This is a genomic window from Pseudomonas sp. UBA6562 (assembly GCF_002434265.1).
Taxonomy (GTDB): Bacteria; Pseudomonadota; Gammaproteobacteria; order Pseudomonadales; family Pseudomonadaceae; genus Aquipseudomonas.
The window spans coordinates 440,819-453,148 of the sequence record NZ_DJJS01000008.1 but is presented as its reverse complement, the minus strand read 5'-3'; the positions used below and the strand labels follow the sequence as shown (position 1 = coordinate 453,148).

The window sequence follows — 12,330 nt, the reverse complement described above, 5'->3', positions numbered from 1 at the left end:
TGCTGTCATCGATCGCTCAGGGCAAGCCAGTGGCAACGCTACCTATGGTAAAGTGACGGCCTTTTTTCGAGGGGGTGACTCACGTGTGGGAATTGGTCAAGTCGGGCGGTTGGATGATGCTGCCGATCATTCTGAGCTCCATCGTCGCCCTGGCGATCGTCGTCGAACGCCTGTGGACCTTGCGTGCCAGCCGTGTGACCCCGCCGCACCTGCTGGGTCAGGTCTGGATGTGGATCAAGGACAAGCAACTGACCAGCGACAAGCTCAAGGCGCTGCGTGCCGACTCGCCGCTGGGCGAGATCCTCGCCGCGGGTCTGGCCAACTCCAGGCATGGGCGCGACATCATGAAAGAGTGCATCGAGGAAGCGGCTTCGCGGGTCATCCATGAGCTGGAGCGCTATACCAGCACCCTGGGCACCATCGCGGCCATGGCGCCGCTGTTGGGTCTGCTGGGCACCGTGCTGGGCATGATCGACATTTTCAGCGCTTTCATGGGCTCGCAGATGACCGCCAACGCGGCAGTGCTCGCCGGCGGAATTTCCAAGGCGCTGGTGACCACGGCCGCCGGCCTCATGGTAGGCATCCCGGCCGTGTTCTTCCACCGTTTCCTGCTGCGCCGCATCGACGAGCTGGTGGTGGGCATGGAGCAGGAAGCGATCAAGCTGGTGGAAGTGCTGCAAGGTGATCGCGAAGTCGAAATCAGCGGAGCCAAGGCGTGAAGTTCCGGCGCAACCGTCGTCGCGAGAACGTCGACATCAACCTCGCGTCGCTGATCGACGTGGTGTTCGTTCTGCTGCTGTTCTTCGTGGTCACTACCACCTTCACCCGGGAGAACCAATTGCGGGTAGAGCTGCCCGAATCGGTCAGTGCCACGCCGCCCTCGGCCGAATCCGGGCGCCAGGTGGAAATCACCATCAGTGCCGAAGGCGTCTATTCGGTCAACAACAACCTGTTGCCGCGCAGTGACCTCGACACCCTCATCGACGCCGTGCAACGCGCCTCCGAAGGCGACAACACGCTGCCGTTGCTGATCAGCGCCGACGGCAAGACGCCCCATCAGTCGGTGGTCACCGCCATGGACGCGGCCGGCAAGCTGGGCTTCAGCCAGTTGCGCATGACCACCGTCGAGGCGGTCCAGGGGACGCCGTGATGAGCCTGGCCGACCGCCTGTTGCAGGCCTGGTACGCTGGTCACCCGGCGCTGGTGCTGCTGCGCCCCCTGGAGGCGTTGTACCGGTACGTGGTCCGACGCAAGCGGGCGCAGTTTCTTTCCGGAGCGACGCCCAGCTATCGCGCGCCCGTACCCGTGGTCGTGGTGGGCAACGTCACCGTCGGCGGCACCGGCAAGACACCGATGATCCTCTGGTTGATCGAGCGCTGCCGCCAGCAGGGCCTGCGAGTGGGCGTGGTGAGCCGCGGCTACGGCGCCAAGCCGCCGACGCTGCCCTGGCGGGTCGAAGCGCAACAGACGGCGGAGCAGGCCGGCGACGAGCCCCTGCTGATCGTGCAGCGCACCGGCGTACCGCTGGTGATCGACCCTGACCGCGGGCGTGCGGCCCAAGCTCTGCTCGCAGCCGAGCCGCTCGATCTGATCCTCAGCGATGACGGCTTGCAGCATTATCGGCTGGCGCGCGACCTGGAACTGGTGCTGATCGATGCCGCCCGCGGCCTGGGCAATCGGCGTTGCCTGCCGGCAGGCCCATTGCGCGAGCCGGTCGAGCGCCTGCAAACCGTTGACGCCCTGCTGTACAACGGCGCCGCCAGCGATCCCGAGCCTGGTTTCGCGTTCCAGCTGCTGCCCAGTGCACTGGTCAACCTATGCACCGGCGAACGTCGTCCCCTGAATCACTTTCCCGTCGGTCAGGCCTTACACGCCGTGGCCGGTATCGGCAACCCCCAGCGTTTCTTCAATACCCTGCAGGCGCTAGACTGGCAGCCACTGGCCCATCCCTTCGCCGACCATGCCCAGTTCAGCCCGCAAGCGCTGGACTTCAGCCCGTCGCTGCCGTTGGTCATGACCGAAAAAGACGCGGTCAAATGCCGCGCCTTCGCCCAGCCTGACTGGTGGTACCTGGCGGTCGACGCCCAGCCCAGCCCCGCGTTCAGTGCCTGGTTCGACGCCCAATTGCAGCGCCTGCTCTGACTCTCAGCCACCTTTGGCCCCTGGCCCCTAGGACGTACTCATGGACACCAAACTGCTCGACATCCTGGCTTGCCCGATTACCAAGAGCCCGCTCAAGCTCAGCGCCGACAAAACGGAACTGATCAGCAGGAGCGCCGGGTTGGCCTACCCGATTCGCGACGGCATTCCCGTCATGCTCGAAACCGAAGCGCGCACCTTGACTGACGATGAGCGTCTGGACAAATGAGCCTCGACTTCACCGTGGTCATCCCGGCCCGCTTGCGCTCCACCCGCTTGCCCGGCAAGCCTCTCCTGAGCATCGCCGGCAAGCCGATGGTGCAGCATGTCTGGGAACAAGCGTGCAAAAGCGGCGCTGCGCGGGTGGTCATCGCGACTGACGACGTCAGCATTCTGGATGCCTGCAAGGCCTTCGGCGCCGAGGTGGTGATGACTCGCGCGGAACACGAGTCGGGCACTGACCGGCTGGCCGAAGTGGCCGCATTGCTGGGGCTGCCCGCCGATGCCATCGTGGTCAACGTGCAAGGTGACGAGCCGTTGATTCCACCGGTGATCATCGACCAGGTGGCCAACAACCTGGCGACGCACCCCGAGGCCGGCATCGCCACCCTGGCCGAAGCCATCCACGAGCCGCAGTCTGTGTTCAACCCCAACGCGGTGAAAGTGGTCAGCGACAAGAACGGCCTGGCCCTGAGCTTCAGCCGAGCGCCGTTGCCGTGGGCGCGCGACCTGTTCGCCAAGCGGCAGGACCAGTTGCCTGAGGGCGTGCCGTATCGCCGTCACATCGGCATGTACGCCTATCGTGTGGGCTTTCTGCAAGACTTCGTCACCTGGGGGCCATGCTGGCTGGAACAGACCGAGGCCCTGGAGCAGTTGCGCGCCCTTTGGCACGGTGTGCGCATCCATGTGGCCGATGCGCTCGAGGCCCCGGCCGTGGGCGTCGATACCCTGGAAGACCTCGAGCGCGTTCGTCGCCTGCTGGAGCACTGATGCGCATTCTGTTCGTGTGTTTGGGCAACATCTGTCGCTCGCCAACTGCCGAAGGCGTGCTGCGTCGGCATCTGCAGCATGCCGGGCTTGCCGACCGCGTTGAAGTGGCTTCCGCTGGCACCGGCGACTGGCATGTGGGTCAGGGGCCTGACGAGCGCACCTGCCGCGCCGCCCTGGCGCGCGGCTACGACCTGTCGCGCCAACGCGCCCAGCAGGTCACCCCTGCGCATTTCGCCGATTACGATCTGGTGCTGGCCATGGATTCGAGCAACCTGCGCGACTTGCAAGCGTTACGCCCGGGCACTGCCAAGGGCGAACTGGACCTGTTCCTGCGCCGATACGGCGCGCGGGTCGACGACGTACCCGATCCCTACCATGGCGGTGCCGACGGCTTCGAGCAGGTACTCGACCTGATCGAGGACGCTTGCCAAGCCTTGCTGGTCGAAATCAAGGGGCGCCTATGACGGCGCAATGGCAAGCGGACGTCTCGCTCAAGCCGTTCAATACCTTCGGCATCGACGTCAAGGCCCGCTATCTGGTGCAGGCGCACAACGACGCCGACGTGTCGCAGGCACTGACCGCGGCGGCCGAACGCAAGCTGGACGTGCTAGTGCTCGGTGGGGGTAGCAACCTGTTGCTGACCCAGGACGTCGATGCGTTGGTCCTGCACATGGCCAGCCGTGGACGGCGCATCGTCGCCGACGATGGCGATCAGGTGCTGGTCGAGGCCGAAGCGGGCGAGCCCTGGCACCCCTTCGTGCAGTGGACCCTCGCCCAAGGCTTGTGCGGCATGGAGAACCTCAGTTTGATCCCTGGCACCGTCGGTGCCGCGCCCATGCAGAACATCGGCGCCTATGGCGTCGAGATCAAGGACGTGTTCGCCGGCCTGACCGCGCTGGACCGGCAGTCCGGGGTCGTGCGCGAGTTCGGCCTGCAAGACTGCGGGTTCGCCTACCGTGCCAGCGTGTTCAAGGCCGATCCCGGGCGTTGGCTGATCCTGCGCGTGCGCTTCGCGTTAACGCGTACCCTCGATCCGCACCTGGGCTATGGGCCCGTGCGTCAGCGCTTGCATGAGCAAGGTGTGGAGCAGCCGACCGCTCAGGCCATCAGCGAAGCGATCTGCAGCATCCGTCGGGAAAAACTGCCGGACCCTGCCGTCCTGGGCAACGCCGGTAGCTTCTTCAAGAATCCGGTGGTATCCAGCGCGTGCGCCGACCGAATTCGTGCCGCCTATCCCGATCTCGTGGCTTATCCGCAAGGCGAGGAGGGCGTGAAGCTGGCTGCGGGTTGGCTGATCGAACGGGCTGGCTGGAAAGGTTATCGCGAGGGCGACGCCGGTGTGCACCGCTTGCAGTCGTTGGTACTGGTCAATTACGGCCAGGCCAGTGGTACTCAACTGCACGCCTTGGCCGGCAAGATCCAGAGCGACATTCGCGCGCGTTTCGGCGTCGAATTGGAGATGGAGCCCAATCTCTACTGAGGGCTACCCCAAGCGCTTTATCGCAGCCATGAAAAAGCCCCGCCAGTTCGCACTGGCGGGGCTTTTTAGTCAGCCGATGAATCAGCCTTGGTGCGGTTTGGACACCTCGGTCGATTCAGGGGCAAGCGCGGTGTGGCGGGTGGCGGCATCCGCGGCAGCCTGGGCTGCGGCGGCGGCAGCTTCGGCCTCACGCTTGCGACGACGAACTTCGCGCGGATCGTTCGGTGCGCGACCGTTCGACAGCATGACCGTCGCAGGCTCGACTGCGGCCGGCTCGCTTGCAGGCGCTTGCGCAGCGGCAGGGTCGACGACCACTGGCTCGGTTTGCGCAGGCTGCTCGGAAGGTTCGCGGCTTTCGGCCGCGGGCTCGGCTTCTACGGCCACCGGCGGCGACTGCGTTTCGACCGCTGCTTCGACAGGCTTGGCAGTTTCGCTTTCGGCAGCGGCAGGCGCTTGCACCGGGCTGACCAGGTCGATGATCTCGACCGTCGGCTGAACCACGACCGGTTGCTCGGTCTGAGCGGCCGGCGCTGCCGATTGCTCGGCTCCACCGTCTTGCACGGCAGGGGTGGCAGGCTCGTGCGCAGGCACGACTTCCACCACTGGGGCGATGCCGGGGTTCACTTCCAGTACGGGCTCGGCCGGCTGTTCGACGCTAGGCGCGATGGCAGCGGTTTCGGTTTCGATAGCGATCTTGCTGGGAGCTACCTGATCCTGAGGCGCTTGCACACGGGTTTCGCTCATGGCGTCAGTGGCGCGTTCGGCCTGCTGCTGTGCCTGGGCTTCGGCGTTGGCGCTGATGTTGCTGCTGGCGACAGCGGCAGTCACGGCAAGCCCTGCAGCCAGTTCGGCGGCCGTGGCTGGGGTTGCAGCTGGCGTTTCGGCGACAGCGGACGCTTCGGCCTGCTCGGACGATGGCTCGTCGTTGCCTTCTTCTTCGCCTTCGATCAACTCGCCATTGCCGTTGCGTTGACGCTCGCGACGATTGCTGCGACGGCGTTGACCGCGCGAACGGCGACGTGGACGTTCTTCGTCGCTGCCTTCCTGCTCGGCTTGAGCGTCTTCGTTCGAAGCTTGCTCGTCCGCGTTATCGGCAGACTGTTCGGTCACCCGAAGCTCGCGTTCTTCATGCGCGGCGCGCGGTTGCTGCTCTTCGAGCGCAGCGGGGGCTTGCGGTTCGAGGCTGGTTTGCGCTTGGGTGGTCTCGATAGCCTGTGCGTCGACAGGCTCGACAGGGGTGCGTTCTTCACGGGGGGCCTGCTCTTCACGAACGGCACGTTCTTCACGAGGAGCGCGCTCTTCACGAGGTGCACGTTCTTCGCGTGGGGCACGTTCTTCGCGTGGGGCACGCTCTTCACGAGGTGCGCGTTCTTCGCGTGGAGCACGTTCTTCACGAGGAGCACGCTCTTCACGAGGTGCGCGTTCTTCACGAGGTGCGCGTTCTTCGCGTGGAGCACGCTCTTCGCGAGGTGCGCGTTCTTCACGAGGGGCACGCTCTTCACGAGGTGCACGTTCTTCACGCTCGACAGGTGCAGCATCCAATGGCTCGCGCAATTCGCGGACCGGGCGCTCTTCACGATTGCCGCGGCGATCTTCGCGCGGCTGGCGAGCGGCACGTTCTTCGCGCGGTGCGCGTTCTTCACGAGGGGCGCGCTCTTCGCGCGACTGGCGCTCGCCACGCTCTTCACGGGGTTTGCGTTCCTCGTCGCGACGGCCACCGCGGTTGCGGCTCTGTTGACGGCCATTGCGGCGCTCTTCGTTGCGCTGCGGGCGCTCGGTAGCTGGCTTCTCGGGCGCGGCGACCGGCGTCGGTGCAGGCTCTTCCTTGCCGGCGAACAGGCTGACCAACGATTTCACCAGGCCCTTGAACAGGCTTGGCTCTGGCGCGCTCTGCACGGGAGCGGCCGGCGCTGCGGTAGCGGCAGGCTGTGCTTCCGGCGTGCTTGGCACAGGCGCGCTGGTGCGCGGCGGTGCGGTCTTGACCGCCGCTTCCTGGCGTACCAGGGTGCGCGTGGCGGTTTGCGGTTGGACTTCTTCGGTTTCGGTGGTGGCGATTTCGTAGCTGGACAGGTTGTTCAGCACTTCCGGGTTGTCGTCACGCAGGCGCTGCACTTCGAAATGCGGCGTTTCCAGGTGGTCGTTCGGCAGGATGATGATGCGGGCACGGGTGCGCAGTTCGATCTTGGTGATCGAATTGCGTTTCTCGTTGAGCAGGAACGCGGCGACCGGAATCGGTACTTGCGCGCGCACTTCGGCGGTGCGGTCCTTCAGGGCTTCTTCTTCGATCAGGCGCAGGATCGCCAGCGACAGCGATTCGACGTCGCGGATGATGCCGGTGCCCGAGCAGCGTGGGCAAACGATGCCGCTGCTTTCGCCCAGCGAAGGGCGCAGGCGCTGACGGGACATTTCCAGCAGACCGAAGCGCGAGATGCGGCCCACTTGCACGCGGGCACGGTCGGCTTCAAGGCACTCGCGCACACGTTCTTCGACGGCGCGCTGGTTCTTCGCCGGGGTCATGTCGATGAAGTCGATGACGATCAGGCCACCGATGTCACGCAGGCGCAACTGGCGGGAGATTTCTTCCGCAGCTTCCAGGTTGGTCTGCAGCGCGGTTTCCTCGATGTCGCTGCCTTTGGTGGCGCGCGCCGAGTTGATGTCGATCGAGACCAGGGCTTCGGTAGGGTCGATGACGATCGAGCCACCCGATGGCAGTTCGACCACGCGCTGGAAAGCGGTTTCGATCTGGCTTTCGATCTGGAAACGGTTGAACAGCGGCACGCTGTCTTCGTACAGCTTGACCTTGCTGGCGTACTGCGGCATCACCTGGCGGATGAAGGTCAGGGCTTCTTCCTGGGCTTCGATGCTGTCGATCAGCACTTCGCCGATGTCCTGGCGCAGGTAGTCGCGGATGGCGCGGATGATGACGTTGCTTTCCTGGTAGATCAGGAACGGCGCCTTGCGGTCGAGCGAGGCTTCCTTGACGGCAGTCCACAATTGCAGCAGGTAGTCCAAGTCCCACTGCATTTCTTCGCTGCTGCGGCCAAGGCCGGCGGTGCGCACGATCAGGCCCATGTCGGCCGGAATGGTCAGGCCGTTGAGCGCTTCGCGCAGTTCGTTGCGCTCTTCGCCTTCGATGCGGCGGGAGATGCCGCCAGCGCGGGGGTTGTTGGGCATCAGTACCAGGTATCGCCCGGCCAGGCTGATGAAGGTGGTGAGGGCCGCGCCCTTGTTGCCGCGCTCTTCCTTCTCGACCTGGACGATGACTTCCTGGCCTTCGCTCAGCACTTCCTTGATGTTGACGCGGCCTTCGGGGGTCTTCTTGAAGTACTCGCGGGAAATTTCCTTCAGCGGCAGGAAGCCGTGACGCTCGGAGCCGAAGTCGACGAAGGCGGCTTCGAGGCTGGGCTCGATGCGGGTGATGCGGCCTTTGTAGATGTTGGCCTTTTTCTGCTCGCGGGCACCGGACTCGATGTCCAGGTCATAGAGGCGCTGGCCATCTACCAGTGCTACACGCAACTCTTCGGGTTGAGTCGCGTTGATCAGCATTCTTTTCATGTTGTACCGTCGGTTTCCGGGCTGCCGGAAACGGCGTTCGGCACACACGACTTTCCATGGTCGGTGCCTGGGTGCGCAAAGGGTAGCGAGCTACCCCCGTGTCTAGCGACATTCGACACCAGCCGGTTGCCCAGCCTGTCGTGGTCGCGACGACGCGTCCTGATTGCTGTGGTGCCACGTGGCCTGCGGTATGCGAATCAACCTTGCAGACCGGGCGTGGGCGATAGGTGCTTGCGTATCGGTCAGGCTGCTTTGAAATCAGGCCCGGCATGCCCGTTGTCGCCGGCATGGTCCGCGTTTTTCGCCTGTATCACCTCATCTGGCCGCCGCTGGGCGACGTCTCGAACAAACCCTGTGCACTCAGTCAGGAGGAGGAATCAGTCGCCGGCCGTGGACGCCAATCTGGCATCTACACAGTCCGGCGGCTATGCATCTCCACCCTGCACGTATCCCTTGAAAATTCGGGTGCTGCCGCGCGCTGAATCCGCAACGGGTTGCATTTTTCGCCAGCTTCGCTAGAAAGCTGACGCCATTTCATGTCTGAGGCAGGTATTTCCGAGGCCCTCGCCGGGCGATGCAGGGAAGCGACGCGGAGGGCAGAGGGGGAGTGATGCGAAAAGAATCGGGAAGCAGGCATGATGCCGCGCTCGTCGTTTATTTTCAGTCTTCTCTACACAGCGCTGAGTGGCGATTCCAAGCAGTTCGTACAACTGGCGAAAACCCCGTAGGACGGCCTCGCGTCCTCGAGAATTGCGAAGATTGGGGCTGCTGTACGGCTACGTACTGCATATGTACCGCCAATCTGCCGCTTATGGCGACGCTCGCGACTATATCAGCAATGATTAAGTGCTTCAAATGCATCAAATTGTTATGATCGCGCCATGACAACCAATACCCCCCCGACTTCCGGCGTCCAGCTGATCGAAGTTCCGCCGGAGCTTGCCGGCCAACGTATCGACAATTTCCTCATCACCGCCCTCAAGGGCGTGCCCAAGACCCTGGTCTACCGCATCGTGCGCAAGGGCGAAGTGCGTGTGAACAAAGGTCGAATCAAGCCCGAGTACAAGCTTCAGGCCGGCGACATCGTGCGCGTACCGCCGGTGCGCCTGCCCGAGCGCGATGCGCCGGCGCCGGTGGCCCAAGGCCTGTTGCAGCGGCTGGAGGCGGCCATCGTCTACGAAGACAAGGCGCTGATCGTCATGAACAAGCCGGCGGGCATCGCCGTGCACGGCGGCAGCGGCCTAAGCTTCGGCGTGATCGAAGCGCTGCGTCAGTTGCGCCCCGATGCCAAGGAGCTGGAGCTGGTGCACCGCCTGGATCGCGACACGTCCGGCCTGCTGATGATCGCCAAGAAACGCAGCATGCTGCGTCACCTGCATGCTGCGCTGCGCGGCGACGGCGTCGACAAGCGTTACATGGCGCTGGTGCGTGGCCACTGGCCGACCTCCAAGAAGCAGGTCAACGCGCCGCTGCTCAAAAGCAACCTGCGTTCGGGCGAGCGTATGGTCGAGGTCAACGAAGCAGGTAAAGATGCGCTGACGATGTTCCGCGTACTGCGCCGCTTCGGCGAGTTCGCCACAATCGTCGAAGCGCGGCCGATCACCGGGCGTACTCACCAGATCCGTGTGCATACCTTGCATGCCGGGCACATGATCGCCGGCGACAGCAAATACGGCGACGAAGACTTCAGCCGGGAAATCCGCGACCTGGGTGGCAAGCGCTTGTTCCTGCATGCCTATGCGCTGACCGTGCCACTGCCTGACGGTGGCGAGCTCAAGCTCGAAGCGCCGGTCGACGACGTCTGGTCGCAGACCGTGGAGCGTCTCGGTGCGCCGTGACTATGACCTGCTGATCTTCGACTGGGACGGCACGCTGGCCGATTCGATCGGACGCATCGTGCAGTCGATGGCCGAGGCCGCCGATCGGGCGGGTGAGCCGCGCAGCAGCGACGCTGCAGTAAAGGGCATCATCGGTCTGGCGTTGGATGAGGCGATCGGTACCTTGTATCCGCATCTGGATGCCGTTCAGGTGTCACGCTTTCGCCAGCACTATGCGGACGTCTACATCGCCCTCGACCAGCAGCCTTCGCCGTTGTTCGACGGCGTGGTGGAGTCGCTCGACGCCTTTCGCGCCGAGGGCTACCGCATGGCGGTGGCGACCGGCAAGGCTCGCCGCGGCCTGGATCGCGTGCTGCAGGCCAATGGCTGGCAGAATTATTTCGACATTACCCGTGCCGCGGATGAGACCCGCGGCAAGCCGCACCCGTTGATGCTGGAGCAGATCCTGAGCCATTGCGCGGTGCCTGCCGAGCGCGCGCTGATGGTGGGTGACTCGGCCTTCGACTTGCAGATGGCCAACAACGCCGGCATGCACTCAGTGGCGGTCGGCTATGGCGCCATGTCGTTGCAGGCGTTGGCCGAATTCGGCCCGCAGGTGTGCATCAGTCATTTTTCCCAATTGCGCGAGTGGCTGGCCGGCCAGCACCGCTGACGCTCGAGGTAGGTAGGCATGCCCGATCTATGGAAATCCCCCGAGTCGCAAGGCGACGAAGGCCGCAACGACGAGGACCGCAAGAGCTGGAAGCTTCTGGAGAAGACCCTGCTCGCCAGCGTCCAGGAACAGCGGCGAGCGCGACGTTGGGGCATCTTCTTCAAGCTCCTGACCTTCGCCTACCTGTTCGGCCTGCTGGCGCTGTTCACGCCGCTGCTGGATTTCGACGGCTCCGCCAAGCGCGGCACCAGCCACACCGCGCTGGTGGAGCTGCAAGGCGTGATCGCCGATCGGGAGCCTGCCAGTGCCGACAATCTGGTCAAAGGCCTGCGCGAGGCCTTCGAGGACGCCAATACCAAAGCGGTGGTGCTGCGTATAAACAGCCCTGGTGGCAGCCCGGTGCAGTCGGGCTATGTCTACGACGAAATCCGTCGTCTGCGCGGCGAGCATCCGGACATCAAGCTGTACGCGGTGATCGCCGACCTGGGCGCCTCCGGGGCGTACTACATTGCCAGTGCTGCCGACGAGATCTATGCCGACAAGGCCAGCTTAGTCGGATCGATCGGCGTCACCGCAGCAGGCTATGGCTTCGTAGGCACCATGGAGAAGCTGGGCGTCGAGCGGCGGCTGTACACCTCAGGCGAACACAAGGCCTTCCTCGATCCGTTCTCGCCGCAAAAGCCGGACGAGACGGCCTTCTGGCAAGGCGTGCTGAACACCACGCACCAGCAGTTCATCGCCATGGTCAAGCAAGGTCGGGGTGATCGGCTCAAGGACAAGGAGCATCCCGAGCTGTTCAGCGGCCTGGTCTGGACCGGCGAGCAGGCCAAGGCGCTGGGCCTGGTGGATGGTCTGGGTAGTGCCAGTTATGTAGCGCGCGAGGTGGTGGGCGAGAAGGAGTTGGTCGACTTTACCGTGCAGGAGTCGCCGTTCGACCGCTTCTCCAAGCGCATCGGTACCAGCATGGCCGAGCGCTTGGCGCTGTGGATGGGCTTACAGGGGCCAACTTTGCGTTAAGGGCGGCGAAGGCGATCCATGAGCGGGGCGCGTCGTCATCACGGCGCGCTCCGTTTCGCATTCAGGGAATGCGCACCTGTTCGGCCAGCAGCATATCCACCAGGCGAATCAGCGGCAGACCAATCAGGCTGGTGGGGTCGTCCCCTTGCATGCGCTGGAAAAGACTGATGCCTAGACCTTCGGCCTTGAAGCTGCCGGCGCAGTCGAGCGGCCGCTCGGCTTCGACATAGCGCTCGATGCATGCGCGATCCAGAGTGCGGAAGGTGACCGTGAAGGCGATGCAGTCGACCTGGCAGTGACCGGTCGCCGAGTTCAGCAAGGCCAAGCCCGTAAGAAAAGTGACCGAGCGGCCGCTGGCGGCGAGCAATTGTTCGCAGGCGCGCTCGACGGTATGCGGCTTGCCCAGGATCTGCTCGCCCAGCACAGCGACTTGGTCGGAACCGATGATCAGGTGGTCCGGATGGCTGTCGGCCAAGGCGCGCGCCTTGGCCTGGGCCAGTCGCTGGACCAGCGCGGCGGCCGGTTCCCGATCGAGGCGGCGCTCGTCCAGGTCGGGGCTCGCGCAGGTGAACGGCAGGCGCAAGCGTTGCAGCAGTTCGCGGCGATAGGGCGAGCTGGAAGCCAGTAATAAAGGAAGCATGGTGGTCTCCGAAGCGGGT

The 12,330-nt window shown here is 64.3% G+C and carries 12 protein-coding genes; 10 read left to right on the top strand and 2 right to left on the bottom strand.

What is annotated here, in order from left to right; translation table 11 throughout:
• Positions 1-83 precede the first annotated feature (83 nt).
• From B4M43_RS17735 to murB, 7 genes are read left to right on the top strand one after another with little or no spacing between them, the layout of a single operon-like run.
• The gene (locus B4M43_RS17735; protein WP_296268769.1) at positions 84-719 is read left to right on the top strand and encodes a MotA/TolQ/ExbB proton channel family protein; all 636 of its coding nucleotides are present in this window, start codon (positions 84-86) and stop codon (positions 717-719) included.
• Positions 716-1,150, top strand: coding sequence for an ExbD/TolR family protein (locus B4M43_RS17730; protein ID WP_296268768.1), 435 nt, complete (start codon positions 716-718; stop codon positions 1,148-1,150). Before B4M43_RS17735 ends, B4M43_RS17730 begins: the two co-directional genes overlap by 4 nt.
• Entirely contained in the window at positions 1,150-2,142 is a 993-nt protein-coding gene (gene lpxK / locus B4M43_RS17725) for a tetraacyldisaccharide 4'-kinase (RefSeq protein ID WP_296268767.1), read from the top strand. The genes B4M43_RS17730 and lpxK overlap by 1 nt, the downstream gene beginning before the upstream one ends.
• A 40-nt stretch (positions 2,143-2,182) precedes the next feature.
• Positions 2,183-2,368 (top strand): Trm112 family protein, encoded by a 186-nt coding sequence (locus B4M43_RS17720; protein ID WP_296268766.1) that lies wholly within the window; start codon positions 2,183-2,185, stop codon positions 2,366-2,368.
• Positions 2,365-3,129 carry a 3-deoxy-manno-octulosonate cytidylyltransferase gene (gene kdsB, locus B4M43_RS17715; RefSeq protein WP_296268765.1) on the top strand — a complete coding sequence of 255 codons (765 nt, stop codon included), beginning with the start codon at positions 2,365-2,367 and terminating at the stop codon, positions 3,127-3,129. Before B4M43_RS17720 ends, kdsB begins: the two co-directional genes overlap by 4 nt.
• The gene (locus tag B4M43_RS17710; protein WP_296268764.1) at positions 3,129-3,593 is read left to right on the top strand and encodes a low molecular weight protein-tyrosine-phosphatase; all 465 of its coding nucleotides are present in this window, start codon (positions 3,129-3,131) and stop codon (positions 3,591-3,593) included. The genes kdsB and B4M43_RS17710 overlap by 1 nt, the downstream gene beginning before the upstream one ends.
• Complete coding sequence (murB, locus tag B4M43_RS17705; protein ID WP_296268763.1) at positions 3,590-4,609, top strand: UDP-N-acetylmuramate dehydrogenase; 1,020 nt, start codon at positions 3,590-3,592, stop codon at positions 4,607-4,609. The genes B4M43_RS17710 and murB overlap by 4 nt, the downstream gene beginning before the upstream one ends.
• A gap of 81 nt (positions 4,610-4,690) precedes the next feature.
• On the opposite strand, the gene rne is transcribed toward murB, so the two are convergent.
• Entirely contained in the window at positions 4,691-8,164 is a 3,474-nt protein-coding gene (gene rne, locus B4M43_RS17700) for a ribonuclease E (protein WP_296268762.1), read from the bottom strand.
• An 881-nt stretch (positions 8,165-9,045) separates the two neighbouring features.
• Here rne and rluC point away from each other — a divergent pair.
• The 3 genes from rluC to B4M43_RS17685 are packed head-to-tail and all read left to right on the top strand — an operon-like array spanning position 9,046 to position 11,671.
• Entirely contained in the window at positions 9,046-10,002 is a 957-nt protein-coding gene (gene rluC, locus B4M43_RS17695; protein ID WP_296268761.1) for a 23S rRNA pseudouridine(955/2504/2580) synthase RluC, read from the top strand.
• A complete protein-coding gene (locus tag B4M43_RS17690) occupies positions 9,992-10,654 on the top strand; it encodes an HAD family hydrolase (RefSeq protein WP_296268760.1) in 663 nt (220 codons plus the stop codon). Before rluC ends, B4M43_RS17690 begins: the two co-directional genes overlap by 11 nt.
• A gap of 18 nt (positions 10,655-10,672) precedes the next feature.
• Positions 10,673-11,671: a S49 family peptidase gene (locus tag B4M43_RS17685; protein ID WP_296268759.1), complete on the top strand. Its 999-nt coding sequence runs from the start codon at positions 10,673-10,675 to the stop codon at positions 11,669-11,671.
• A 61-nt stretch (positions 11,672-11,732) separates the two neighbouring features.
• On the opposite strand, the gene B4M43_RS17680 is transcribed toward B4M43_RS17685, so the two are convergent.
• Positions 11,733-12,311: a Maf family protein gene (locus B4M43_RS17680; protein WP_296268758.1), complete on the bottom strand. Its 579-nt coding sequence runs from the start codon at positions 12,309-12,311 to the stop codon at positions 11,733-11,735.
• Positions 12,312-12,330 lie beyond the last annotated feature (19 nt).

Excerpts from the sequence above, each read along its gene's own strand:
- murB (WP_296268763.1), top strand. The coding sequence starts at position 3,590 with ATGACGGCGCAATGGCAAGCGGACGTCTCGCTCAAGCCGTTCAATACC.
- B4M43_RS17685 (WP_296268759.1), top strand. The coding sequence starts at position 10,673 with ATGCCCGATCTATGGAAATCCCCCGAGTCGCAAGGCGACGAAGGCCGC.
- B4M43_RS17680 (WP_296268758.1), bottom strand. The coding sequence starts at position 12,311 with ATGCTTCCTTTATTACTGGCTTCCAGCTCGCCCTATCGCCGCGAACTG.
- B4M43_RS17710 (WP_296268764.1), top strand. The coding sequence starts at position 3,129 with ATGCGCATTCTGTTCGTGTGTTTGGGCAACATCTGTCGCTCGCCAACT.
- B4M43_RS17720 (WP_296268766.1), top strand. The coding sequence starts at position 2,183 with ATGGACACCAAACTGCTCGACATCCTGGCTTGCCCGATTACCAAGAGC.
- rne (WP_296268762.1), bottom strand. The coding sequence starts at position 8,164 with ATGAAAAGAATGCTGATCAACGCGACTCAACCCGAAGAGTTGCGTGTA.
- lpxK (WP_296268767.1), top strand. The coding sequence starts at position 1,150 with ATGAGCCTGGCCGACCGCCTGTTGCAGGCCTGGTACGCTGGTCACCCG.
- kdsB (WP_296268765.1), top strand. The coding sequence starts at position 2,365 with ATGAGCCTCGACTTCACCGTGGTCATCCCGGCCCGCTTGCGCTCCACC.
- rluC (WP_296268761.1), top strand. The coding sequence starts at position 9,046 with ATGACAACCAATACCCCCCCGACTTCCGGCGTCCAGCTGATCGAAGTT.